We start from the raw sequence: 25,129 nt of genomic DNA, 5'->3' as shown, positions 1-25,129 counted from the left end.
TGTGGCTATAGTTAAATTCTCCGCTGCAGCTATATATGTACTCTAGGTAGTCCACGAGCGAAATTTAAGAAACTTTAATTAAAAATACATAAAACGCATAAAATACCTAGCCCATCAGTAATTCAGTAATTCAGTAATTCAGTAATTCAGTAATTCAGTAATTCAGTAATTCAGTAATTGAACTCAGTTATTCTACTACTGAATAACTCTTCAAATTGTGGTGCCCACTTATTCAATTACTAAATTCACTTATTCATTAATTGGATTTATCCCAAACAAATCACCACACAACAATTTAAATAAGTTTGTTTATTTGAACGGCATCACAACGCAGAAGCTACATCAATATTATTATATGCAAAATGAAAAACAACTTTTTCACTAGGACTATTAAAACAAACTAATTTACTTTTATTAGGGAATGGATGCCTTTTATTTGTTAGCCTATAGCGAACTCACACCAGAGAAAGTTACGGCGCCTCCCCTCACTAAATAATAAATCCCCAAACAAAACATATAAATAAGACCGAAAATATCAATTAAAAACTACAACCATCTAAAACAATAAATAAAACCACCAGAGTTTAGTATCAAAAATGAAATCTACATGCAAATTATTTCTGTACATTTGGCTAGTATCCTTAACTCTTGGATGCCAATCAACCAGTGTTCCAGCCTGGTATAATTCACCTCAAAAAAACAATCCAGATTTTATTATAGCTGTCGGTGAAGGAAGAAACTTAGAACAAGCGAAAAAGTCAGCACTTAGCAACATTAATGCCTCACTCTGGACTGAAGTTAATTCATCTTTTTCTATGAATGACACCCATAGAAGCATCGGAAACGAAAGTTACTCTAGCGCATATATCAATAATGCCGTCAATACGAAAACATCAAACATTGCATTTAGCGGTGTTGAATATAGCAACATAGCAAACAATGACATCTATTTTTATGCTCAAGCACAAATAAAGAAGTCGAGCGTCATCAACCAGCTAATCTCTGACCTAAATAATATCAACAAAGAGATAAAGGCGCAGCTTGATAAGTTATCGCATCAAGATCCTCTTCAGTGGTGGTTAATCAATAAAAATAGTGATTATTACAAAGATTATGCCATTGTCAGGCTAGCGATGCTCTCCTCCCTATCACCTAGCACTAAAATAGATACAGCTTATATTGAAAAGATAACCAACGATTCATCACGAGTTAAATCAAGCATCTTGATTTACATCCAGCCACCATATACCAGTCCAAAAATGGCGCTTATGTTAGCTGAAAAGTTGTCGTTAGAAGGGATCCAAACAACAATAAAAAAGTCACCTAAAGCAACACATACTCTAAAAATTACTTCAAGTTTACGCCAAAGCAATATTGCTGATGCCTACATTTCAACTCAAATATCAAGCCTGCAACTTATAAATAAAAACAACAATGTCATTAGTAGCAGTGAAATAATATCAACAGGTAATTCCCTTTCCAATTACAAAATATCTAAAGAAGGTGCAGAGCGCCATTTTTCTACACAAGTCGATGAGCGCGGACTGTGGCCAGCTCTCGGTTTAACATTATAAAATATAAAATAATGGAGTTAATAATGCTTAATAAAACAGTGGTAGCCATCAGTGTGTCTTTGTTATTAGGAGCCTGTGCTTCTAGCCCTGAGAACGTTTGTCACCCTAATACTATGGTGAACATTGAATCGTCAGAAGTTCCGACAAAAAAAAGTGCTGATAAAAAATACATTGTATTACCAGTTGATATCAACTTTAAAGAGTCCGCCTCAGACAAACTTAAAGCCACTCTAATAAACAAAATTGAATCACAACTTACTACGTCTGGTGTTCAGGTCGTTGATCGCAAGTTAGCTAGCAAACTTAAAAATGAAATAAAACTTGCAGAGCAGAGCGGCCGCTATAATACAAAAGGCGTACCGATAGCTGACTATGCGATTATTACCGAAGTAACGAAAAGTGATTTAAGTGCATCACATAATGAAACTCGCTACTATGAAAATAAAGACGGTGAGCGTAAAAAAATCCCCGCTAGCTGTGACTACAAAGTCGAATTTGCAGCTATTGCAAAAGTAGTGTCTCTACCTGATATGACATTGATAAAAAGAATTGAACTTGATGGTGACGACTCCTTTAGCACAGAAACAACCAACTCAAAATGCCCTATTTCAAATGCTCAATACTCAAGCTTGGCATTAGCCGCTGCTGCAGAATCTATTGAACACGATGCTGAACTAAAAGAACTGCTGGCACCTAGTGCACCAGTACTAGAATTACGTCATTGTGAAAGTGGCCCAATGGTCAAAATAGGAATGGGCTCAAAGACTAATATACAACCTGATTCTGAAGTTACATTCGCTAATGCCATCAAAAACTCTGAAGGCGAAGTAGAAACTTTTAGTGTCGGTGAGGGTGATGTAGTTGATATTCCATTGCACGGCATTAAACCTGACTATTCTTGGGTCATGATTGATGAAGAAACTGCATTAAAAATTAAGAAAGGTGATGAAGCTAGAATTGTTCCCAAAGTTTGCAGCAGCATCCTTGATCTTGAATGTACTCTAGGGCAAGCAGGGTTACCATTGTGAAAAAACTTATATTAATATGCGCTATTACAGTGGCATTATCAGCTTGTTCTGCCACTCAAACCGTCGAGCAAGCACAGCAATTTGCTAACTGTACCTTTCCCGACGCACCAAACGCAGAAGCCCCTGCGTGGATTTGTGACGTAATGCCAACAGATTTGGCCGCCGGTGGCATGGGTTATGCCAAAAAGAGCGTCGCGGGCATGAACGTAATGCGAAAAATAGCCATTAATGATGCCAGAGTACAGCTGGCTTCACAGTTCCAAATTGACGTCAATAATATGTTTAAACAAGCTGTCAGTAGCACCGTCAATACTAACACGCTGGACGGTGCCAGTGAGAATGTAATTGAAACATTTGAAAACGTAACTAAAACCGTTGTCACGCGCTCGCTTTCAAATAGTAAGGTTATTGTCAGTCAGGCAAGCCCAAGCGGTGGCTTATATGTACTTGTGGGTATGGATAAAGAAACCTACCAGGCTAATGTCAACAAGGTGATCGACACTGCCAATCAAGATGCCAGCTTGTGGAACAAGTTCAATAACGAGAAAGCTGCCAAAGACCTATCTAACGCGCTCGAGTCACTTAAAGCAATATAAAGCAATATCTAGAGGCTATTTTCATAGCCTCTTTTTTATGCCTGGCAAACAGAGAAAACAATGAAATACTATCACAAAACCCTAATCGCCCTTTCAATTATCCCAATTGTGTTTTCAGCTAATGCAAATACCGAGAATTCGTTCACCGAGTTGGAACAGGAAAAAATCCGCATTAACCAACCAATTGAAGAGAAAATTGCTGAATTCCATCAATATGTTAATCAGTATTTGGATGAGTATGAGGCATGGCGATCGCAGTACAATGAAGCTCTCGACAAGCAGCGAACCGAGCTCATTGGACAGTGGGGGAGTGGGGAAGTTTCTGACCAAACAAAAAGCGTCGAGTACAAGGGCGGCAACACAATTAAAAAGGTCATCGACTATGAAAATAATACCGCGACCATATCGGTATTATTAGATGTTAATGCTGCCAATGAATCCACGCGCGCCATCGTACAGCAGGAGATGACTGTAGATGGGCAGACGCTCAACCTGACACAGGCCAGCGTCTCGCTTGCACAAGTCAATTATTCACGCCAGCAAGAGGGACAGGAAAAATCCTTTATTATTAAGCAGGTTGACCTGCAAATGAAGGAGTTGGATATTCAGGCTGATAGATTAATTCAGTCTAACACGGGTATACCAGAATCATTTATTTTTGAAAGAGCGCATAAGCAAAAACAGGCCTTATTGGATGAGGCTAAAGTTCGTCTGACACATATCGCAACCCTGTTTGATACTAAGCGAAAAGAGCTGGGTATTGAAGATGTTGCACTGGATTCCATTGTTTCTGACAGCAAACCAACAGCCCCACAGGCGCTCGAACAGCCATCAGTTGCCGATAAGCAAATAACTGCACTGGTTGGCGTGCAAGACAAAACCGAGATCAAACCTAGTCAGCCGAATAAACCGACTTCACTTCTGCCCCCAGCTGTCGTAATTAAGCCAGCAACCAAGAAAAAAATAGTGTCTTATACCGTAAAATTACCCAATAAGAGCTTAAACAACCGCGCCAACCAGTACTTGCCTCTGGCCACTGCAGAAAGTAAGAAATGGGGAATAGACCAAGCTGTCATTATGGCCATTATGCATAGTGAGTCGAGTTTCAGGCCCGATGCGAAATCTCATGTCCCAGCCTTTGGCCTGATGCAGGTGGTGCCTAGCAGCGCTGGACATGATGTGAATAGGCACATTCGCAACATAGATGCTCCTATGAAGGCTGAAGACCTTTATGTACCACCATTGAATGTTGAGACTGGCGCTGCTTATTTACATATATTGAATGACAAATACCTCAAGAGCATTACTAATCCGCAGAGCAGACTATATTGTATGATTGCAGCATACAACACAGGGGCTGGTAATGTAGCCAGAGCCTTCAACGAAAACCGTTCAACTAACATCCGCAAGGCCGCTGAAGTCATCAACAAGATGCCACCGGATCAGGTCTACCACCACCTGCTAAAGCAATTGCCTTACGATGAAACCAAAAATTACTTGCAGAAGGTGAGTCAACGAATCGCACTTTACCAATAATACAAACAGAGACAGAATATATGCTTAAATCTATCCCCATGATATTGATAGCCATTGGGATCTATATCGGTGTGCAATACAATGACGAGATCATCGACCTGCTCGGTCAGGATACAATAGATCAGATCGAAGAAGCCGTTGAAGATGGTAAAGACAACGTGTTAGACAAGCTAAAAGATATTAACGAGTAGAAATGAACACTAACGACAACACAGCAGAAACTCAAGGAAAACTGGCTAGAATTATTGCCCTAGTGTCCTTGGTTGCCATTGCCCTTGGTGGCTTTAATGACACCACTGACGCCCTGGTTAAAATCTATGATTTTTCATTGTCCAAATTTACCGATATTCCTTCGCAAGATAAGCTGGACAAAATTTATATCCGAGCCTCGTCCGATATTCTTGAAGAGAATTTAGGTGCTCCCGTGTATATCAAACATACTTACAATGGGGATGTGATCAAATACTATCGAGATGACCGATTTATTCTATCAGCCATCAGTAAAGATGGCGCTATTTCTGCTTACCTAGTGTTCCCTGAAGCAGGTTTTAGTGCCGACACTCTGGTCTCTGCCGGAGGCCATGATCTTCTGACTACCTCTTTTAGTCAGCAAGAATCGGTGAATGACATTCGGGCAACGCTATCTAAAACAATTACTTATTATATAGAAGAGAATACCAGCGGTGATTTCAGTAATCTTTACTCTTCCGTGAGTGGCTATAGTGAACTCAATACCACATTGAACGCCGAAAAAAGAGCGACCTTAGCTAAATTGGTCGACGGTATGCTACTGGGTGAAAATATCTCAGCTCCGGCCATCGCGGTGAGAGAGCAATTTACGCCCAACTTCTACGGCTATAGCACCTTGGGGCTAGGCGCTTTGGAGGAAGCTATTTTAACTCAATCTGAATTCCGCCTCATCAATCCATAACCCTATTAAATCTCCTGAAAATTGGGACTAACTCAGTTCTTCACTGTGACTGACAAAGGCCCAATTTTCAGCTCGTAACCTGTCCAAGATGAATCTCGGATTAGATTACAAAAATGTTCTATATTAGATTGACTCAACTGCTCTCACTAGCACAAAGCTAACCTTGTAAAAAAGTTAACATTAGGAAAAAGCTAACAACAGTTAACGATTAATTCAGTCGCGATCTGGTTAGCTGGCAATATCCAACCTTGAACTTAACATGATTTCCAGGTTGGATTTATTCTTAGAATTAAAGCCACTTACGCCAGTAAAACAAGCCCAAGAGCAGCCCCATAATACCAGTGCACATCCCGACTACAATCCAAAATGCCAACTTATACTCCACACCGGGCATTCCGCCAACGTTGATGCCCATCAAACCGGTAAAAAAGCCTAAGGGTAAAAAAACCGCAGCGACAATCGTTAACACGTAACTGCGCTGATTCAAATCATCAGCAACTTTACTTGCCAATTCATCATGAGCCATACTGGCTCGCTCCTTTACCGCATCAATATCCTCAATATGACGGATCTGACGCTCTGCAATGCTCCGAAGGTTAAGCCGATCCAACTCATTGAGCCAGCTTAACGGCTCAGAAATCAAGCGATTCAGGGCTTCTCGCTGTGGAGCAATATAACGCCGGATCCCTATACTTTGTTTGCGCACTCGTAATAGCGCACTACGGATATCTTTAGGCTCGCCTAAAAACAATTCATCCTCAACCGTCAACAAATCATCTTCGAGTAGATCGACTGTATCGGTCGTTCTCCTCACTATGCGCTCTATCCAACTAACTAACAATGCAGCGATATCCTTTGGGCCAACATGTTCTGCTAAGTCGCTAGTCAAATCTCCGGTGGATAATAAAATTCGCTTTCGAGTACTGATCAATACGCGGCCATTAGTCCATATTCTTACAGAAACCATATCCTCAGGTTCAGCTCCAGGATTAAGATTTACACCGCGTAATATAATGAGCAGATTTTCGCCACGAGTGAGCACGTGAGGTCGATTACCTTCACTTAAGAGTCCATCGACAGCAACTTCATTTAAACCACTGCAGTCTTTAATCCATTGCTGTGCTTCAGGTTCATCATAATCAAAATGCAGCCAAAGATGTTCTTGACTCGGGGTAACGTCTAAGACTTCCCGCCAAGCAATGGTGGTCGCCCCGCCCTTGCCATCCAGCTTTAATGCGTGGATCAAACCCTTTGGTTCTTTTTCAGAATCAATCATCTGCAGCATATTATTAAATTCCAAATAAAAAACTAAACTAAATATTTTGATTATCGAAAGCTTGCACCAAAATAAGTCTAGTTGCTCTGCCATAACATTTATTAGTTAAAGCATGATATATCAATCCTATCAAGTAACACCCAATATTCAATTGCTTGCGCTAACGTATTTACCCTCATGCATTGATACTTATGCATTGATACTTATGCATTGATACTCATACATTGATACTCATGCATTGATACTCATGCATTGATACTCATGCATTGATACTCATGCATTGATACTCATGCATTGACTATCAGACCATGCTAGTAAAATCGATAGTTAACCAAATCGATAATGAGTTAAATAAATCGTTTATTAAATCAACAGTTAGCTAAATCGAGAATGGATTAAGTCTAGAATGAACTAAGCCGAGAATTAGCCGTTCTTGCGTAGCTTGCCCATTGCATAAAAGTCATTGAAAAATGCTCAATTGACTCCCAGCTTATTACGCTTCAACCTTTTGTTAAATATGAGCAAAGATAGAAACTGTCAACGATTGCATAAATCAGACACATCAAGGATAGATAAGGGTTAAGGGAGCAAGGATGACGGATTTAAAAGGTAATTTAAAAAGTGAGCTATTAGCACTAGGCTATCGAGTCGAACAGCAAGACAGCAAGCTCAAAGTAAAACTTGGTGGATTGGCGACCCCCATCTATATCGAACATGACATAGCCAAAAATAGGTTTATCGTGAATACCCAAGATCTTAGAAACGCTGTTAGTTATGCTTCGCAGTTTTTTTTTGCACAAATCTCTTTATCGGGCTGGCAACAAGCGCTGCTATTTAGCATGACTGCCATAGGTGGTTTAACCATAGTACTGACAGAACTCAAAGCACAAGCGCTAAAACAGCAAGTCGCTTTATTTAATCAAATAAATATCCCATAAAAATGGCCTCTGCAGATCAATAATCACCATGGTTCGATCAACTGCGGTGTACCTACAGCAGTAACGGCCCAAACGCAGCCCTAAGTAGCCTTCACTGCAACTCAAATATTGCTAACAAAAAAGGCCGACACTTGGTCTCAATGCTGGTAAATTAAGCCAAAACTTGATTAATAAACAAAAAACTAAGAACCCTGCACAAACTGGGTTCTTGGCTTTAAAAGCGATAAACCACGAAGCGCTCACTTCGTTTGCTACACTGAGGGCACGAAGAAAAGCAAAAGCTCTTGGTCGCTTTCTTCGTGCTCTTTGTGCTCTTTGTCCCCTAGGTGGTTCATTCTTATCTTTCTAAGTCATCAAATTTTCTCAGACTAACTTCATTAACTTACCGGCATTGGACACTTGGTCTGCCCTTTTATAATTACCAATAAAATCAGTTACTCATATTCAGAAGAGTAAGTCTCTTGGTAAGTATGGGAGTAAAGCTCAAATAGGTTCCCAAATGGATCTTCTAAATACACCATCTTAGCTTGCTTGCTATCATCTTCTGGATGATAACGCATAATATCCATTCGGACTTTGCCACCAAACTTTTCAGTACGTTCTATCACGCCGTGAAAGTCATCCGTTTGTAGACAAAAATGGAAAATACCAATCCGAGAAAAATCCACCAGGTGACGCTCTTGGCGCTGTTTCATTTCAAACAGTTCAAAACCAATACCGTCTGCCGTGACTAAGTGAGCAATATTAAACCCTTTAAAACCTTCACCAAAAACAGCAACACACATTCTACCAATTGCAGTTTCACGCTCTTCTTCTACTTGCGTGTTGCCCATGACGACTTCAAGACCTAAAGCTTTAGTATAAAACTCAACCGCTTTGTCCATATTGCCTACCATGATACCGACATGATTCATTTTCATAATTATCTCCAAAGACTAATATTTAATTCATAACTTGTTTCGATGAAGTGAGTATATGGCGCATGAAGCATTAATAAAAATTATCAATAGTTATTAAATTCATAATCACCTGTTATCATTAAATCAATAACCATTAGCTATCATCAATTCATTACACGTGCAGCGACAGCAGCCTTTTTATCAGTTCCTAGATCGTAGTCATAAGTGACACTACTCCCTTACTAGAAAAGATTAGGCGATTTGATAGCGAGGACAGCCACTGATATAACGGCAGTGGTAGAGGTGGGACCTAGTTAGTTAGTTAGCCCTAAGGGAGGTTCACTCTCCCTCAAGGCTTACTGTGAGCAGCTAACTGCTTGTGTTCAAAGTTACGTGTTCAATATTAAGTTCTAAGAGCTAAGTGCTAGATACCGTCTCACTAAGTGCTAAATATTAATTGCTAGCATCAACTCAGCAGTAAAATAAGTTTACTTAGGCAGCGCCGCCTGATGCGCCTCAATAAAGCGCGTCATTTCTACCTGCGCGCGTTGCTGAGCACTCACCAAGGTGTCTTCAGCACTCATAGACTCAACAACCTCGTAATAACACTTAATTTTAGGCTCGGTACCTGAAGGCCTTACAATCACCCGCGAGCCATTTTGCAGGCGATAAATCAGCACATCGCTTGCTGGAAGCGCAATATCTTCCTCGCTCCCATCAGAAAAGAAGCGTTTACCTAGGCTAATATCATCAGTCGATATCACCTTATGGCCTGCAATCTCTACTGGAGGATGCTCTCTAAGGTAAGCGCCGATATTGGGCGTTGTTGGCTTTAACGCAATACTCACTTGAGCATTAAGGTGGAAGCCATGTTCACGGTAGATCGTTTCTAGCCGATCCCAAATGGTTTGTCCTTGGCTGGCAAGTTCTGCGGTTAACTGCGCAAACGCAACGATTGCCGACAAACCGTCTTTGTCCCACACCATAGAGCCTACGGTGTAACCGAGCGCTTCTTCGTAAGCAAACACAAAGCGGTTATCGTCAGTCTCTTCACTCATGCCCACATTGGTTAGCCACTTAAATCCTGTCAGTGTCGTTAGGCAAGTGCCATTTAGACTCTGGGCAACCTTTGATAATAAACTCGATGATACAATCGTAGTGCAAGTTAAATGGTGATTGTCACTAGCGTGAGTTAACAGATAATGGCCAAATAGCACACCGACCTGATCGCCCGTTAGCATCTGATAATCACCAGAAGCCGTTCGGACTGCGACGGCAAAACGGTCAGCATCAGGATCGTTTGCACAGGCAAGCATGGCATTGTGCTTTTTAGCCTCAGCAATCACCATATCCATCGCCCCTTTCTCTTCAGGGTTAGGAAAGTTTACCGTAGGGAAATCACCATCAGGCTCTGCCTGCTCGGCAACCGAATACACTTGCGTGAACCCTGCATCTTTTAATACATCGAGTGCCATCTCGTTACCCACACCATGCATGGCGGTATACGCCATACTGACCAATTCAGGTTGAGTATTATTTTGCAGCACTGGGGCTAAACTCACGCCCTGGCGATAAGCATAATAAAAGTCATCTTCAAGCATGATAAGCTGACCAGCAGCTTTTGCGATCTTAAGGTCGAGCAATGGAATGGCCACGGTAGCAGCCTTATCAATATAGGCAGCAATACCACTGTCATGGGGCGGAATGATCTGCGCGCCATTACCCCAATACACTTTATAACCATTGTATTGCGGCGGATTATGACTCGCCGTCACCACGATGCCAGCTGCGGTGCCAAGGTGCAGAACACCAAAGGCCACCAGCGGCGTTGCGGCTACATTGGCAGTGAGGTAGACCTTTATGCCCAGAGCAGCCAATACACTGGCTGTGTCATGGGCAAACTGCTTTGAGTCGTGACGACCGTCATAACCAATAACCACGCCGCGAGTCGCAACATCGCTAATTTGCGCTTTAAGGTATGCGCCAAGTCCTGCTGAAGTTTGCTGCACCACCAAGCGATTCATTCGAGTCGGACCAGCGCCAACCACGCCACGCAATCCCGCAGTACCAAAGGCGAGTCGACCAGCAAAGCGCGCCTCAAGTTCTGCGCTATCATCTGAGTCCAGCAAAGCTTGCAGCTCTTGTCGCATCAATGGGTCTGGGTCACTGGCCATCCAATGTTTTACTCTTAATGATAATTGCGTATCCATCACTCACTCCATTTGCTATTTACACTGGCACGGGGATCAAACAAGGCAATCTATTTGATTTCCATTGCATCAATTTACGTTAATTAAACACTAAGCCTAGCAGCTCACTTGAACAAGACAATTTGCATTAAGTTTTCATCACAAATAGCCAAAGGCTTAAGATCCTCTTGAGTCATTAACCACCCTCTCTTTTTGTCTAATCAAGCTCGCTTGCCCACCGCGATATTAAGTTTTAAGCAGCATAAACCAATCAGTATAAGAAAGTGATTCGATAATCGTGTAAAATTACCAGCTTGCTAAATAACACCCTGTTGCGAACTGTTAATCATGAGCCCGTTAAAAATAGAAACCCATATCAAAGTCCAGTCCAGCGAAATTGATGCTGCTACCCTGCTCGCAGAAGATACGGGCTTATCCAAGCAAATTATTAAGCAAGCAATGCAAAAAGGCGCGGTTTGGCATAGTCATGGTAAGCAAACCAATCGCCTTCGCCGCGCGAAAAAAGCATTAAAGGTCGGTGATCAAATCCACCTCTATTACAACCAAGCAGTGTTAGATGAAAAGGTCAATGATGCAGAGTTGCTGTTCGATGAGGGGCAATACAGTATTTGGTATAAGCCTTTTGGCATGCGCTGCCAAGGTTCTAAATGGAGCGACCACACCACCATTAATCGCTTTGCTGAAACTCACCTTGAACCTGCCAGAAGCGCTTACATCATCCATCGATTGGATCTCGCCGCCACCGGATTGATAGTCTTAGGCCATAGCAAAAAAGTCACCGCTGCGATTGCTAATCTATTTGAGACCCGTGCACTGGATAAATTTTATCAAGTGATTGTTGAGGGCAAGTTCCCCGATGGCAAGGTCACAATCGACACCGATGTTGATAATAAGTCAGCGCTGTCACACGCTCATCGTCTTGAATACAACAGCGAGCTTAATCAGTCGAAAGTACAGGTAAAGATTGAGTCTGGACGTAAGCACCAAATTCGCATCCATATGGCAAGTATTGGTCACCCAGTGGTCGGTGATCGGCAACACGGCAATGGCAGCGAACTCACACCTAACCTACAGCTCACCTCTTGCCATTTAAGCTTTATCTGCCCAATGAGTGCTGAGCACAAAGTATTTGAACTGCCGCAAAGCTATCGCCCTGAGTTTCAATCGCAGCGAAAATAGCAAGTTGTAGACCGAGCATAAAAAAGCCCGCTATATGCGGGCTTCTTATTAAATGTTAGCTCATAAACTATCTAGCTTACTCGTCAACAGGTTTGTCTTTAAGGTACTTTTTACCAGAGAACATCGCTGAGACAATTCCTGGCTGATGGCGTAACTCTGCGATGACGACACCGACTATATGAATAAATATCAATAGCATGAGTAAATATGAACCATAAAGGTGCACCTTACCTACAATACTTTTATAGGGCTTTAACTGTGCGACTTTCTCTTGATTAACCCCAGTGTCATCATAGGGTTTGAGTGAGTCAGGTGCGACACCATCTTGTGCTAAATACTCAGCAACCGTCCCACCTAATGGCGGGTAATACACATCTGTCCCCGCGCGGAATAATCCTGTCGCCATAATCACAATTAACAACACAAATATTGCTGCAACAGCTAATTTACCCAACGGGTTATGACCCAGATATTGTGGATTTTCTCCCGCTTTTAACGCATTTCGATAGTCACGGCTCTGCTTAAGGCTAGGCAGCATATGGGCGAACTTTGTATAGCGACTGCCAATAACACCAAATAGCAACCGAATCGTTAGATTGACCGCAAATAGGTAACCAATAATGATATGCAACTCTTTGAGTTTTATTTTTGCAGCTAGACCCGTAATCCCAAGTTCTGACTTAAATAACATAATCAAGCCAACAAACATTAAGCTGGTTACCAAAATAAGGTTAATCCAATGGAAAATCCTAACCGACTTGTCCCAAACGACATATTTAACCCACTTGCTCTGTTCGCTGTTCTCTTTGCCCGTCATAAATTCATCACTCATTATTTCAGTTCTATATTGCGTAAAGGAATACTGCTAAAAGGTTTACCCATCTAACCTGTGCTAACCTGTGTTAAACATCGCGCGTACATATTTGAGCGGCGCCATAAGTGCAATCACATCACAAAACTTTTGCTAATTGATGGCAAACGCGAGAAGCCAAGCGTAAGGTCTGAATATACCTCAGCCCTAATACTGACTTTGAGACTCACTTAAGAGCTCACTTTGATGGCTACATTAATAGCTTCATTAATGTTAGGCACTCATTATAACTCAACAGATTTAAGTTTCAGTTAATATTCGTTAATAAGCAACAACAGGCTCTTAAACATTTACTTTGGATCTAATGTGTTGAATCGTATTACAAATCATTAGCACTAAACACTATCCCTTCACCTGTTTCTAGCCATAATGGATGCTGAGTCATTACTTTGCTAAACATTCGACTTTGTAAATAACTATTAAGCCAATCCCTCAAGTTGGGATAAGGTGATTGCCGATACCATTGCCGCTCGACCCGAGCAAACTGACGTATAAAAGGTAACAAGGCTAAATCAACCAAACTGGGGCTATCTGAGATTAAATATTTGTGTTGGGTTAATCGTTGTTCAAGCCCCTTTAAATAGGTTTCACAGGCCTCTCTATCTTCAATAAGAGAGGCTTCATGGTAGCGTTTTGAGCAACGATACTTTTCCAAGCAAACTTTAAACTCTGTATCAAAAACCGTGATAAGCGCGAGCATCTCATCTAATGCTTGTGGATCTGCGTTATCGAGATGGTCATCTGGATCACTTAAGGTTAATGCCCACAGCATCACCTCTAGGCTCTGTTCGATAACCTTACCATCTGCTTGTACCAAAACCGGCACCGTGCCTTTAGGTGATGCTTGAAGAAGTTCAAGCGGCTTATTACTTAAGACGAGATCCCGTAATTCAACCTGCTGCCTCGAGGCATAGATAGCCAATCTTGCACGCATTGCGTATGGGCAATTTCTTAACGAGTAGAGTACGGGTAATTGTATGCTTTTATCCATTGTGACTTGCAGAGCTCCATTAGCAAATGCGAATAATTTACTTTAACGATATTCATTCGCAAAATATACGGGTAACATCCCCTCTAAATTTATGACAACAAGTGGTAACCATGGATCCGAAAATTGAATTATTAGCACCGGGCGGTGATGTCGATGCGATAAAAGCGGCCATTATTGCAGGAGCCGATGCAGTCTACTGTGGCTTAGATACGTTTAATGCCCGTAACCGCGCCGCTAATATTTCCTTTGAAGAACTGGTTGGCATTATTCGACTTGCACACCAATACCAATGTGAAATATTTCTCACGTTAAATATTGTTATCTTAGAGCAAGAGTTTAAGTCTCTCGCTAAGCTATTAAGTCGTCTGGTTAATACCACCTTAGATGGCGTTATCGTACAAGATATCGGTATGTTCCATCTGCTTACCAAGCATTTCCCGAGCTTAGCAATCCATGCATCCACGCAGTTAACCACCCATAATGCTGGCCAACTGCCTTTTCTTAAAAAGCTTGGTGCATCACGGGTAAACTTATCAAGAGAACTTAACTTACGTGAGATCACGGCGCTCACTGCAACCGGTCGTGAGCACGACATTACCACTGAGGTGTTTGTACACGGTTCTTTATGTATTGCTTTCTCAGGGCTATGTTATTCCACGTCTGCAAGTGTCGGTAACTCAGGCAATCGCGGTCGATGCAGTCAAGCATGCCGTGAAGAATATCAAACCACGCCATCGGGCAATAATTTCCCGCTAAACATAAAAGATAACTCGGCATTTTTCGATCTCCCCGCCTTAATCGAAGCCGGAGTGCATTCATTTAAGGTTGAAGGACGCATCAAAGGCGCGAGTTACGTCCATACCGTCATTGATAGCTTCCGAAAACAAATAGACGGCTACTTAGCCACAGGTGAGCTACTCGAAGATGGCGAACGCCTTTATAAAGTATTTAATCGAGATTTGACTAACGCCTTCTTAAAAGGCGATTTAAACCAATCGATGTTTATCGATAATCCTCGTGATCACTCGAAAAACCATCTAAAAGACAAGTTAACTAACAATGGCAGTCAATCCATCTCGGTGGTGCAGATCCACGATGCTGAGCAAGCACTGCAAGTAGAGAAAAGCCAGATCCAGGCAAGCGTGACCGATAAGATAAAGCACTTAAGCATTGAGAAGCTACCGCTAACGCTCGCCTTTGCAGGCAAGCTCGGTAGCCCCCTATCAATTAGGGTTAGCACCAAAGACTTTGTTGTGGGACAAACCCAGCTTGAGGCAAAACATTTTGTGGTGCAATCACGTAGCTTACTGGTTAACAGTGACGATGCGTGTATCGATAGCAGCGCCATTGAGAAACGTTTTAAAAGTTTAAACAATGCCGAATTTAATCTGCAACTACTCAATATCGACGACTTAGCGACAGGGTTAAGTATCCCGTTTAAAGAACTGAGCGTGCTTAAAAAACAGATACAATTTCAACTCAACCATGAAACGCCAGTATTGCCCACAGTTGAACTGCCTAAACTGGTTAATCATCCAAAGCCAATACCTAGCCAACAAGCAAAACTGTCGATATTAATCTGTGATGAGGCCGATACTGCGCTACTTGATGCCACCGACGCAGACATTTACTTTAAGCTTCCTGATGCTTACAAGCGGGGTTGCACTCAATATGTTGATTTCTTAAAAGCTAACCCACGGCTCATCCCTTGGTTCCCATCGGTACTAATTGGTAAAGACTTTGATGTGGCTATCAACCTATTAGAGCAAGTCAAACCGGCACTGATTGTGACCAATAATACCGGTATTGCCTACCGAGCATACGAGCTAGGTATTAAGTGGATTGCAGGGCCGTTTTTAAACACGACTAACTCCTATGCGTTACTTGCATTACAGGAGCAGTTTGATTGTAGTGGTGCCTTTGTCTCAAATGAGATAAACCTGCAGCAGATAAAACACATTGCTCGTCCTGCCAATTTTAAAATGTTCTACAGCATTTACCACCCTATTCTATTGATGGCCAGTAGGCAGTGTTTTTTCCAACAGAGTGTTGGTTGTGAAAAGCCCCGTATCGATAATGGCTGTATGTTGTCATGCGATAAATCGACAAGCATTACCAATCTTAAAGGTGATAATTTTGCGATTGATAAGCAAAAAGCTGGCTATCCAAGCATTTACAATCAAGATCAGTTTTTGAATATTGAGATCATCAATGATCTTGCTCATCTATTTGATGGCTTTATGATTGATCTAACCAATATCGGTTTAGGTGATAAAACCGCCCCCGATAAAGTGGCGCTCATCGAGCAGTTTGAGCAACTATTGCAGGGCGAACCTCAAGTCGTCGACACCCTTAATCGCATGGTGCCGCAATCAACAGTGAGCCAGTATCACAACGGTTTATAATAACCAAAACGTCAATCCCTTCGCATGAGGGGTATTGGCGGCGTTATCATTTAAGTGATAGAAAGCATTAGTATGATCTTAAGCTATAAAAACCGCTTGTTTAAGTCAGGCTATCGCCATAACACGATAATTTTGCTTATAATGTTTTAGATTGGTATTAATAAATCACTGCCTTACAGTGATGACTCAGCGAACGTTATTACTTTAATTAAAATTCAAAAGAGGGCTTTGTGGAGAATCTAACACTCGTGGTCGATTTTTTATTAAACCATAAACTGTTACTTACAGTCCTAGTCATCGTCTTAATTTCACTTGTTAAGCGCTTAATCATTTCCCAAATTCGCGGTGATGTGGCGTTTCTCACTGAAATTCAGCGCAAGTGGATGTCTCGTACTAAAAACGGCACTTTTATCTTAATTCTTGTGATTCTGTTTATGCTATGGCAGACAGAAATCAGCAAATTTGCCCTGTCGGTGACCGCGATTGCGATTGCGTTTGTTGTGGCATCCAAAGAAATTATTTTGTGTTTTACCGGTTCGATTCAAAGAGCTAGTTCGCGCTCGTTTGTGATTGGCGACTGGATTGAAGTAGGCAAAATATGTGGCGAAGTGATTGAGCACAACTTAATGGCAACGGTTATTCAAGAAATTGATCTATACCACGGCCAGTATCACTTCACCGGTAAAACAGCCACCTTGCCTAATAGTATGTTCTTTAGCTATGCGGTGAAAAACCTCAACTTTATGAAGCGTTATGTCTACCATGACTTTAGTATTACTGTGGTGGAATTTTATAACTTGTACCCACTGTTCCCTGAACTCCATGAGAAAATTGAAGCACATTGCGAAGACTTTTATGAGGTGGCTAAACGCTATAATGGCATTATTGAAAAACACGCAGGTGTCGACCTACCAGGGCCTGAGCCGCATATTCATATCAATAGTGGCGTAAATGGCGAACAAAATGTCCATATCATGATTTTCTGCCCGACAGAGCAGGCTGTTCATTTAGAGCAGTTAATCAGAGAAGATTTTATGATTGCCTACCATGAGGCCTTTGGTAAAGATCCTAAAGATTATTAAGCGGTTTGATGATAACAAACAGACTGCCAATCTAATCTAATCTAATCTAATCTAATCTAATCTAATCTAATCTAAAAAATTATCACTCACTAAGCCCTGTATAACAGGGCTTAGTGCTAGTTGTAGAAAATGAAATTAGATAAAATAAAGTGGTGTTAACTGATATCGAGAGACTGACATCGTAATTTTGGGTTAGTCACTAACATCCTATCTCTTAGCCACCCGCTAATCATATTTTCCGCCTAAAATCATGGCTAACTTGAAGAGGGAATGGCTACCCACTGGCCGGACTTTTTGGCGTTAGCACGATATAACACTTTACTCCCTTCAGCTTTTCCCACCACTTTAGCCTCTGTAGCGCTTGCGCATTGTCTCTCTATTACCACGCCTAGTTTTTTAACAAAAGTGCTTACCTGACCGTTTTTATAAAAATTACCATCTTTAGTCTTAAGCTCCACTTCAATACCCGGTTTACACCAACTTTGGCTGTCACCCATCGCAAACGCCTCCACCCCAAGCTTGGTACTTTTGGCGATCAGTACTTGCGGCTTTATCACGGCTTTGTCAGCGCCCGCAAGCTCAACCGCTGCTGCGGCCTTTACAAATGGCACGAGACTAAGCTCGTACTGAATAAAGTTATTAAAACGCCGAGGCCTAGATAATTGGCCCACCACTTTTTGATAATTAGTCTCCACCAATGCCTTACCAGGATTAATGCGCGAATGACGAAATTGTGGAGTGCCTTCTGGTCCATCGATTAATTTTTTTACCTCTAGCTGCACTCTCGCTGTGGCTGGTACATAGCCCACAACCACCTGCCACAATGCATCATAGGTGATGGCAGAGTTTATTGGCGTCAGCGGGCACCTTAATTGCCCTTGCCCGCCGGATTCAAGCGTTAACTCACAGAATAACTCTGTTTCCTTTAACAAGTTGTGACGAGCACGTTCAGCTTCAGGTAATAATCCCGATAAACGCACATACCACTTGTGATTATTCTTAAACAGATTCTGTTTACGATCCGCCAGTTGATTGGTTTGCAACTGGGCTAACAGCGCCGACTCAATTGCTAAGGAATCAACCTTTAAGCCTTGGATTTTGTTGCTACGATCTATTTCAGGCTGCAAGGTTAACATTGCCTGCTCAACATCTTGATCTGTCAGTAAATTAGCACTGCTGGCGGAGGCTACTAGCTGTTGCTGTAACTTAAGCTCGGCCGCTTTTTTTCGTGGCTGATTATCTTCGACCGCCTGATACAAGGCTTGTTTTTGCTCATCCGAAATGAGCTTTCGCTGAAATTCAACTTGATGCAGTTCTGATGACTTTAATAAATTCTGATAAGCGAGATCGGCCGCGCTTTGACTAAATAGGCTGTTTAAATTGACCCTCGACCACAGTTGTTGTTGAACTTGTTCAAACTCCTGCAGTTGCTGCGTTTCTACCATCTCGTTACGTTCAATATTGTTATCAACTGCGGCAAGGAACACCGTATCTAAATCATCTAAAGTTAAGATCTCCATATCCAACTCTTGTTCAAGCTTGGCAACCTGTTTTTTAAGCTTGTTGAATGCGGCCTCAGCTTCTTCCTCGGTTACTAATTCATTTACAGCAACTTTTCTAAAGAGTACTTTTCTTACTCCTTCTAACCATTCCTCATCAATCTTCTCTTCAAATGTCTCTAGATAATCTTCAAACTCCATAAGTTTGTCATTAGCGATATCTTTATCCGCCGCTAATTGACTAAAACCTCCCACTTCATGCATAAAAGCGCTGACCTGCTCCTTAAACTGTCCATAATATTGCCAAGCCTCCTCTTGGCTGACCAGATTCGCATAACCTTGAATCGGAACGAATAATAAAGCCATAGCTAGATCTACAGTTTTATTATATTGACTATCAATTGAAGCATTCTTTGCAGCAACGATTGGCTTACCAAATACGGAGATACCAGCACCTATGGCTTGGTTATTAAATGTAACCCTCTTCGCAGCAACGTCTTTAGCTATAAATGTATTAAGAATTCTAGGGGCTTCATTTCCCCAGGTAACAAATTTATTAATCTTTTTGCTATCGGCAGGCCATATCTCTAACGACTGTTTAAGCAATTCAATCGCATTACTATATTGTACATATCCGTTATCTATTGCGAATTGTTGATATTTTTTCAAAAGCTCTATATTACGCTTAGTTGAACGATTATTTTTAAGGCTTTTCTCTACTTTAGTTAGTACAGAGTTAAGCTTTTTATTTAAGCTAACAAATTTATCGTAACTCGCTTTACCACTCTCATATTCAGAAATTTTCTCAACATTGATAAACACAATCTCATTGGCTTGCAACTCATCGGCTAGCTCATGAGCATAAGGAATATTTCCTGCCTTACGAATTTTTACTTCAGCTAAATCGCCATTAATACTGACGATACGGCCATAGGCAAAACCTCGCTGGCCTGGGTCTTCACCTTGTACATCAATCCACACCTGCTGCCCAATTTCAAATTTGCTACAAGCGAATAGTGCCAACAGCAAGCTAAATAGCAGTGAATAATTAATGAGTCGAATAAATAGTTTCATCATATGATCTCCCATGCGCCGTCAGTCGCTTCGCAAACTTCAAACGACTCCTTCTTTGCCGCATTTTGATTTTGATCCATTTCGTAGGTCATGGTGCGACAGGTCGACTCCACCGCAACCTCTTGTACATCAACATCGACCACAATCGGCTCCCCCCCCAGTGTTATGTCATCTAACTCGGTTGCAGGCAGCTGGATTTGATCGACATTTGTCGCTGTGATTTGCTCTCTTATCACTGGCTGATTATTGGATTGGCTTGTAGCCGAGACGAGCGTGGCACTTTGCGGCGCCACCAAATCTTGATGAACATAACCTAAAGTGACATTATTCTTTGCAACAACAACCCAAGGGGAGCCAACCACTTTACCTACCGCATAAAAAGACTCACCCGGTTGCAAACCACCAACAAGGGGGTACTGAGTGCCTGCCCCACTTCTGACATTTGCACTAGTGGTTGATATGTAAGGCTGATTGATAAGTTTCATTTTTGGAGGAGCCTGAACTTCTTTTAACTTAACGAGTGAGCTATTGCGGGATTTTGACTCAGTATTGGTAGGCGTCATTTTAACAGTTGAATCTGTTTCGCGGCTTTTCCACTCGACGGTTTGGTTATCGGGGACATCATTAAGCGTCTTACCAGTGGTTTGATTTAATTCCTTTTGTTCAGACTGAGATAACATTGCAGCTATTTCACTACCAAGCCAACCTCCTAGTAGGGCGCCAGAGGCTATTGCAACCGTTCTTCCCGTGCCATCACCAATCTGCGTACCTATAAGCCCACCGAGTATGGCACCTGTTGCCATACCAATAGATTGGTTATCATTTGCTGTAGATTGACAGCCTGTAATAGTAAAGGCACAAGCTATCGCAACTAAACCCTTTCTTACATATATGCTTTTCATTTCAACACTCTCTATGCTATTTAACACAAAATGAAATTCGCTTAATAAACATCCACATCGATAACAAGTGGATTGAGAGACCGTTAGAATATAAATGTATAAATAAAGTGATTACTACAACTAGTATCACTAAGGATATAACTAAAAGTCTCTGTATCAGTAACTTAATAAATTGCGCCGAATTAATAACGAATTAATTTTAGCTACCACATTATTTTCCGACCTGTCGAATATGACAGTTACACATCTATTGACTATTATTAACCACTTATTAAAAACAACTTAGCAAGCACGATGAACATTGAAATAGCTGAAAAACTACTAACCTGTAGAACCGAGAATGAATTAAAGTCCAAGTTCAAATCTTTAATAAATGAGATAGGTATTTCAAAGTATGGTTATTTCTGTTTCTCATCAAACAGTTCTTTACCTAAAATCGTCTCTGACTACCCACAGACTTGGGTCAACCGTTACATTGAAAGTAACTACGCCTCTGTTGATCCAACCGTAAAAATCAGCCTCGCTACTTCAATACCCTTTACCTGGGAGTATGCAAGAGAGCTACTGCCGCAGACCGAATTATTACAGCAGTATTGGTCAGAAGCAGACTCATTTAACCTCATGGAAGGCGTATCACTGTCTATACCCGACTCACATGATTTTACTGGTTTCGGGTTTTCGTTATCCAATATGAAAGACTCTCAACAGTGGTTGACTCATCACTATAATGAATTAATTGTATTAGCTAACCTTTTTCATTTTAAACTTAATCGTTTAAATGAGTCTTCAATTGAAAGTGAAATAAGAAGCAATATATCAGCAAGGGAAATAGAATGTGCACAATGGCTTTCGTCAGGTTTAACCGCAGAATGCATTGCTAAAAAAATGAATATAAGCGAGAGAACTGTCAGGTACCACCTTGGACAATTAAAAGCAAAACTTAACTTATCGACAAAAGAACAAGTCATTGCGTTATTGGCATACCGGAAAGTAATAAAAGTTTAATTCCATAAATGATAAGTAAGAACGTTAAGCTTAAAGTGTACTCCAGCAGTTAACTAGAACATCTACATTCGTCATCTATTAATAAACAACCATTACTTTTACATACTTGATAAATGGCTAAGTATTAAATAAAAATCAGCTCAGCTTTTCCAAACACCCCTGTTCTTTTAATATAAAACATCTGAATATCTGTCACTTGAAATATAAAATTGCACTTGAGCCATAAAAAACAGCAAATAAATTGCTGTTTTTTTTTATCAGAAGTGAGTCTTAACCAGCCTCCAGTTAGGTTTTATTCTGCTCTTGTTTAGTGTAAAGAGGTCTTAAGTCGCTTCATCCCTTCATCAATACTCACTAAGGCACTGTAGCCGAGATCGTTTTTAGCCGCGCTAATATCAAAGTAATGACTGGTTGAAAGCTGCCTTGCGACAAAACGCGTCATAATGGGTTCATCTGTTTTACCCAATAAACCATAAACAGACTCAAGCACGCATCCTGCGATATAGGCTACATGACTGGGCACTCGCTTTGTCACTGGTGCAAACCCTTGGCAGGCGAGGATTTTGTTTAGCATCGCCGCCATAGTGATCGGCTCATCGTTACTCAAATAATAGGCTTTACCAGCACAAGCGGCACGACTCGCATCTTCACTGCAAAGTTTAACCGCGGCCAAGATATGAGCGTAAGCGGCATTGCCCACATAGATGGTATCGACTAGCTTGTCTTGCTTGCCCACCAGCTTCAATTTACCTGCTACTGCACGTTCAAGCACACGAGGGACGAGATGCGGATCATTTGGCCCCCAGATAAGGTGAGGCCTAAGGGCTGTGGTGCCTAAGTGTTTGCCATTACCCAGTATGCAACCGTTAGCGTTAAGCATCATCTGCTCGGCTATCGCCTTAGACTCGCCATAATAATTCAAAAAATGCTTAGCATAGGGCGCGGATTCATCATTGCCCGCTTCATCTTCCCCAGCAAAGGTGACACTTGGCGTGCTGGTGTAAACCAAACGCTCAATATGACGCTTTTTACAGGCATCAATAATGTGGCGAGCACCGTCGACATTGGGTGAAAAATAGCTTTGTTTACTGCCCCAGACTCCCGCTTTGGATGCGACATGAAACACCACATCACAGCCTTGCATAGCCGATAACACTGCCTGCTCGTCAGCGATATCACCTTGGATCATATCGATGCCCATTGCATCTAATGCTGGATATGCTCCGCGGGCAAACCCTGTGACTTTAATACCCGCAGCGAGTAGACGCTCACAAATGGCTTTACCTAAGAAGCCTCCTGCTCCAGTAACAAAGGCGCGATTAACCTTGTGCTTAAGCGCCGTTAACGCGGCCTGCTCTTGAGGGGGAAAATCATTCAGACTAAGCGTATCGATAACAACTGACAAAATAGATTATTCCTTGATCTGCTTTTGTGCCCAAACAGCTAATTTCTCACGGAAAATTTTAGCGTTATGACGAATATCAACAGGAAAATCGGGGTGAATTAAGAAGCGCTCAATACCTCGAGTCTGTGCATGTTGCTCGGCAATCGCTCTAAGTTCACTATAAAGCACAGCAGAGAGTGAGCAGGCTACAGACTGTTTTAGCTCTATGCACACAAGTGGCGTTACCTTGCCAGCAATGTTAACGCCCACTAACGCACTGCGTTTTACGTCGCTATGAGTATTAAAGATGCGTTCGCAGGGAATAGAGTAATAACGTTTAGTCTGGTTATTGGTTGCTGGTAAAGCATCTGCATCGACTCTATGCGCCTTTCGGCCACACATCCACAATAAACCATCACTATCTAAATAACCCAAATCTCCCATACGGTGGCGAATACTGTCACCATCTTGAATTTTTGCCAGCAAGGTTGCACTGTCGCGCTGATAATAACTGCGACTCACCATGGGGCCTTTAACAACGATTTCGCCAATTGCATCAACAGATAAGGCTAAGCTGTTATGCCAATATGCAATCGGCTGCTCATCAATCGCTATGATTGCAATATCAACGCCATCAATGGCGTTGCCGACACAAATTCCGCCGCCGTTATCGGTGACAGCGGTGGTATCGAACAGGGCACTGCTCGCCATTTTACTTATGGGTAATGATTCGGTCGCGCCGTATGAATTGAGCACTTCAACGTCTTGATTAAGCATTAAGCTAAAGCGTTTGATCGATGCAATCGTTGCGGGAGCGCCGGCGGAGATCACACGCTTAATACTAGGCAGTTTGTGTTTGTTAGCTTCACCCGCTTGTCCTAAGCGTTCAATCAAGGCTGGGTTTACAAACATATTGCTACACTGATACTTCTCTATTGCAGCAAAAATAAAAGCAGGATTTGCGGTAATCGGCTTACTGGCATCCATATCGGGCACAATTGATGCCATGCCTAATGCGGGGCCAAATAATGAAAATAGCGGGAAGGTGGCTAAGTCTCGCTCACCGGGCTTGATCCCATAATCATTTTTAAGCGCTGTAATTTGCGCCTCAAACATCTTATGAGAATAAATTACGCCCTTAGGCGTCCCCGTGCTACCGCTAGTAAATAAAATCGCCGCCATGGCATCTTGATCTAGCCATTGCATCTCAAACGGCTGAGAAGGCGCTGATTGATTGGCTTTCAATAAGCTATCTAAATGAGCAGCCCCTGTTAATGCCCGCACTATCGAGCTACCGCCGACATTGATCAGGTGTTTAACGGTCGATTTTCCCCAACCAAATAGGCGTCTAGCGATATGGGCCTTAGGGATCCCGATAAAAATATCAGGCTTAGCCTCTTCAAAACACTGCTTAAGGTTATTAATCCCCATACCCGGGTCGACTAGAATTGGAATTATTCCGGCCTTAAACAGGGCAAAGGTTAAGCAGAAAAAATCGATACTCGGCGTCACCATCAACACCGCCTTCATACCTGGCGCTAAACCATGACTGAGGAGCGCGCTGGCTATCTCATCACTTTTGGCGTTCAGAGTGTGAAAATCCATCTCTTGATAATGCAGGCCACTCACGGCTTTACCATTAGATTGCTGCACAGCAACGGCAAGAGAAGTGGGATTCGTTTCTGCGGCACTAACTAAATGACGGCACAAATTTGCGCCGTCATTGTTTTGATTAAACTGACTCACCAT

The 25,129-nt window shown here is 42.0% G+C and carries 20 protein-coding genes; 11 read left to right on the top strand and 9 right to left on the bottom strand.

Annotation, left to right across the window (positions count from 1 at the left end; genetic code table 11):
• Positions 1–596: 596 nt before the first annotated feature.
• The 6 genes from ACVBIK_RS15030 to ACVBIK_RS15005 are packed head-to-tail and all read left to right on the top strand — an operon-like array spanning position 597 to position 5,665.
• On the top strand, positions 597–1,574 hold the full coding sequence (locus tag ACVBIK_RS15030) for an LPP20 family lipoprotein (protein WP_447170016.1): 978 nt from the start codon (positions 597–599) through the stop codon (positions 1,572–1,574).
• 23 nt (positions 1,575–1,597) lie between these two features.
• On the top strand, positions 1,598–2,602 hold the full coding sequence (locus tag ACVBIK_RS15025; protein ID WP_447170015.1) for a hypothetical protein: 1,005 nt from the start codon (positions 1,598–1,600) through the stop codon (positions 2,600–2,602).
• Positions 2,599–3,198 carry an LPP20 family lipoprotein gene (locus tag ACVBIK_RS15020; RefSeq protein WP_447161565.1) on the top strand — a complete coding sequence of 200 codons (600 nt, stop codon included), beginning with the start codon at positions 2,599–2,601 and terminating at the stop codon, positions 3,196–3,198. Before ACVBIK_RS15025 ends, ACVBIK_RS15020 begins: the two co-directional genes overlap by 4 nt.
• Positions 3,199–3,258: 60 nt before the next feature.
• Positions 3,259–4,734: a transglycosylase SLT domain-containing protein gene (locus ACVBIK_RS15015; protein ID WP_447161564.1), complete on the top strand. Its 1,476-nt coding sequence runs from the start codon at positions 3,259–3,261 to the stop codon at positions 4,732–4,734.
• A gap of 20 nt (positions 4,735–4,754) precedes the next feature.
• Entirely contained in the window at positions 4,755–4,925 is a 171-nt protein-coding gene (locus ACVBIK_RS15010) for a hypothetical protein (RefSeq protein ID WP_447161563.1), read from the top strand.
• A 2-nt stretch (positions 4,926–4,927) separates the two neighbouring features.
• Positions 4,928–5,665: an ETEC_3214 domain-containing protein gene (locus tag ACVBIK_RS15005; protein ID WP_447161562.1), complete on the top strand. Its 738-nt coding sequence runs from the start codon at positions 4,928–4,930 to the stop codon at positions 5,663–5,665.
• A 289-nt stretch (positions 5,666–5,954) separates the two neighbouring features.
• Here the strand turns inward: ACVBIK_RS15005 and ACVBIK_RS15000 are convergent, their stop codons facing one another.
• The gene (locus ACVBIK_RS15000) at positions 5,955–6,950 is read right to left on the bottom strand and encodes a zinc transporter ZntB (RefSeq protein ID WP_447170014.1); all 996 of its coding nucleotides are present in this window, start codon (positions 6,948–6,950) and stop codon (positions 5,955–5,957) included.
• A gap of 584 nt (positions 6,951–7,534) precedes the next feature.
• Between ACVBIK_RS15000 and ACVBIK_RS14995 the strand changes: the two genes are divergently transcribed.
• Positions 7,535–7,879, top strand: a complete 345-nt coding sequence (locus ACVBIK_RS14995) for a hypothetical protein (RefSeq protein WP_447163543.1) — start codon at positions 7,535–7,537, stop codon at positions 7,877–7,879.
• A gap of 434 nt (positions 7,880–8,313) precedes the next feature.
• Here the strand turns inward: ACVBIK_RS14995 and ACVBIK_RS14990 are convergent, their stop codons facing one another.
• Together ACVBIK_RS14990 and ACVBIK_RS14985 are read right to left on the bottom strand one after the other, a co-directional pair.
• Complete coding sequence (locus ACVBIK_RS14990) at positions 8,314–8,799, bottom strand: VOC family protein (RefSeq protein ID WP_447161559.1); 486 nt, start codon at positions 8,797–8,799, stop codon at positions 8,314–8,316.
• Positions 8,800–9,266: 467 nt separating this feature from the next.
• The gene (locus ACVBIK_RS14985; protein ID WP_447170013.1) at positions 9,267–10,988 is read right to left on the bottom strand and encodes a phospho-sugar mutase; all 1,722 of its coding nucleotides are present in this window, start codon (positions 10,986–10,988) and stop codon (positions 9,267–9,269) included.
• Between the two features lie 327 nt (positions 10,989–11,315).
• On the opposite strand from ACVBIK_RS14985, the gene ACVBIK_RS14980 reads away from it, so the two are divergent.
• Positions 11,316–12,167, top strand: coding sequence for a pseudouridine synthase family protein (locus tag ACVBIK_RS14980; RefSeq protein ID WP_447161557.1), 852 nt, complete (start codon positions 11,316–11,318; stop codon positions 12,165–12,167).
• 76 nt (positions 12,168–12,243) lie between these two features.
• On the opposite strand, the gene ACVBIK_RS14975 is transcribed toward ACVBIK_RS14980, so the two are convergent.
• Together ACVBIK_RS14975 and ACVBIK_RS14970 are read right to left on the bottom strand one after the other, a co-directional pair.
• On the bottom strand, positions 12,244–12,999 hold the full coding sequence (locus ACVBIK_RS14975) for a cytochrome b/b6 domain-containing protein (RefSeq protein ID WP_447170012.1): 756 nt from the start codon (positions 12,997–12,999) through the stop codon (positions 12,244–12,246).
• Between the two features lie 358 nt (positions 13,000–13,357).
• Positions 13,358–14,029 carry a glutathione S-transferase gene (locus tag ACVBIK_RS14970; RefSeq protein WP_447161555.1) on the bottom strand — a complete coding sequence of 224 codons (672 nt, stop codon included), beginning with the start codon at positions 14,027–14,029 and terminating at the stop codon, positions 13,358–13,360.
• A 110-nt stretch (positions 14,030–14,139) separates the two neighbouring features.
• Here ACVBIK_RS14970 and ACVBIK_RS14965 point away from each other — a divergent pair, with 110 nt between their 5' ends.
• Together ACVBIK_RS14965 and ACVBIK_RS14960 are read left to right on the top strand one after the other, a co-directional pair.
• Positions 14,140–16,434: a U32 family peptidase gene (locus ACVBIK_RS14965; RefSeq protein WP_447163548.1), complete on the top strand. Its 2,295-nt coding sequence runs from the start codon at positions 14,140–14,142 to the stop codon at positions 16,432–16,434.
• A gap of 230 nt (positions 16,435–16,664) precedes the next feature.
• Entirely contained in the window at positions 16,665–17,516 is an 852-nt protein-coding gene (locus ACVBIK_RS14960) for a mechanosensitive ion channel family protein (RefSeq protein WP_447170011.1), read from the top strand.
• A 254-nt stretch (positions 17,517–17,770) separates the two neighbouring features.
• Here ACVBIK_RS14960 and ACVBIK_RS14955 read toward each other — a convergent pair whose 3' ends face one another.
• Both ACVBIK_RS14955 and ACVBIK_RS14950 read right to left on the bottom strand, forming a co-directional pair.
• Positions 17,771–20,092, bottom strand: coding sequence for a hypothetical protein (locus tag ACVBIK_RS14955; RefSeq protein ID WP_447170010.1), 2,322 nt, complete (start codon positions 20,090–20,092; stop codon positions 17,771–17,773).
• A complete protein-coding gene (locus ACVBIK_RS14950) occupies positions 20,089–20,991 on the bottom strand; it encodes an SH3 domain-containing protein (RefSeq protein ID WP_447170009.1) in 903 nt (300 codons plus the stop codon). The genes ACVBIK_RS14955 and ACVBIK_RS14950 overlap by 4 nt, the downstream gene beginning before the upstream one ends.
• A gap of 294 nt (positions 20,992–21,285) precedes the next feature.
• Between ACVBIK_RS14950 and ACVBIK_RS14945 the strand changes: the two genes are divergently transcribed.
• Positions 21,286–21,996 (top strand): LuxR family transcriptional regulator, encoded by a 711-nt coding sequence (locus tag ACVBIK_RS14945; RefSeq protein WP_447170008.1) that lies wholly within the window; start codon positions 21,286–21,288, stop codon positions 21,994–21,996.
• A 307-nt stretch (positions 21,997–22,303) separates the two neighbouring features.
• On the opposite strand, the gene oleD is transcribed toward ACVBIK_RS14945, so the two are convergent.
• Both oleD and oleC read right to left on the bottom strand, forming a co-directional pair.
• Entirely contained in the window at positions 22,304–23,401 is a 1,098-nt protein-coding gene (gene oleD, locus ACVBIK_RS14940) for a 2-alkyl-3-oxoalkanoate reductase (RefSeq protein WP_447170007.1), read from the bottom strand.
• A gap of 6 nt (positions 23,402–23,407) precedes the next feature.
• Positions 23,408–25,129 (bottom strand): olefin beta-lactone synthetase, encoded by a 1,722-nt coding sequence (gene oleC, locus ACVBIK_RS14935; RefSeq protein ID WP_447170006.1) that lies wholly within the window; start codon positions 25,127–25,129, stop codon positions 23,408–23,410.

This window comes from Shewanella sp. 125m-1 (assembly GCF_052977065.1).
The sequence above is the reverse complement of the archived record's forward strand: the minus strand, read 5'-3'. Positions and strand labels throughout refer to the sequence as shown.

What these genes read in the sequence shown, in the direction of transcription:
- ACVBIK_RS14950 (WP_447170009.1), bottom strand. Translation starts at nt 20,991, where the DNA reads ATGAAAAGCATATATGTAAGAAAGGGTTTAGTTGCGATAGCTTGTGCC.
- ACVBIK_RS14990 (WP_447161559.1), bottom strand. Translation starts at nt 8,799, where the DNA reads ATGAAAATGAATCATGTCGGTATCATGGTAGGCAATATGGACAAAGCG.
- ACVBIK_RS14955 (WP_447170010.1), bottom strand. Translation starts at nt 20,092, where the DNA reads ATGATGAAACTATTTATTCGACTCATTAATTATTCACTGCTATTTAGC.
- oleC (WP_447170006.1), bottom strand. Translation starts at nt 25,129, where the DNA reads ATGGTGAGTCAGTTTAATCAAAACAATGACGGCGCAAATTTGTGCCGT.
- ACVBIK_RS15010 (WP_447161563.1), top strand. Translation starts at nt 4,755, where the DNA reads ATGCTTAAATCTATCCCCATGATATTGATAGCCATTGGGATCTATATC.
- ACVBIK_RS14975 (WP_447170012.1), bottom strand. Translation starts at nt 12,999, where the DNA reads ATGAGTGATGAATTTATGACGGGCAAAGAGAACAGCGAACAGAGCAAG.
- ACVBIK_RS15025 (WP_447170015.1), top strand. Translation starts at nt 1,598, where the DNA reads ATGCTTAATAAAACAGTGGTAGCCATCAGTGTGTCTTTGTTATTAGGA.
- ACVBIK_RS15030 (WP_447170016.1), top strand. Translation starts at nt 597, where the DNA reads ATGAAATCTACATGCAAATTATTTCTGTACATTTGGCTAGTATCCTTA.
- ACVBIK_RS14970 (WP_447161555.1), bottom strand. Translation starts at nt 14,029, where the DNA reads ATGGATAAAAGCATACAATTACCCGTACTCTACTCGTTAAGAAATTGC.
- ACVBIK_RS15015 (WP_447161564.1), top strand. Translation starts at nt 3,259, where the DNA reads ATGAAATACTATCACAAAACCCTAATCGCCCTTTCAATTATCCCAATT.
- ACVBIK_RS14980 (WP_447161557.1), top strand. Translation starts at nt 11,316, where the DNA reads ATGAGCCCGTTAAAAATAGAAACCCATATCAAAGTCCAGTCCAGCGAA.
- ACVBIK_RS15000 (WP_447170014.1), bottom strand. Translation starts at nt 6,950, where the DNA reads ATGCTGCAGATGATTGATTCTGAAAAAGAACCAAAGGGTTTGATCCAC.
- ACVBIK_RS14945 (WP_447170008.1), top strand. Translation starts at nt 21,286, where the DNA reads ATGAACATTGAAATAGCTGAAAAACTACTAACCTGTAGAACCGAGAAT.
- ACVBIK_RS14985 (WP_447170013.1), bottom strand. Translation starts at nt 10,988, where the DNA reads ATGGATACGCAATTATCATTAAGAGTAAAACATTGGATGGCCAGTGAC.
- ACVBIK_RS14965 (WP_447163548.1), top strand. Translation starts at nt 14,140, where the DNA reads ATGGATCCGAAAATTGAATTATTAGCACCGGGCGGTGATGTCGATGCG.
- ACVBIK_RS14995 (WP_447163543.1), top strand. Translation starts at nt 7,535, where the DNA reads ATGACGGATTTAAAAGGTAATTTAAAAAGTGAGCTATTAGCACTAGGC.
- ACVBIK_RS15005 (WP_447161562.1), top strand. Translation starts at nt 4,928, where the DNA reads ATGAACACTAACGACAACACAGCAGAAACTCAAGGAAAACTGGCTAGA.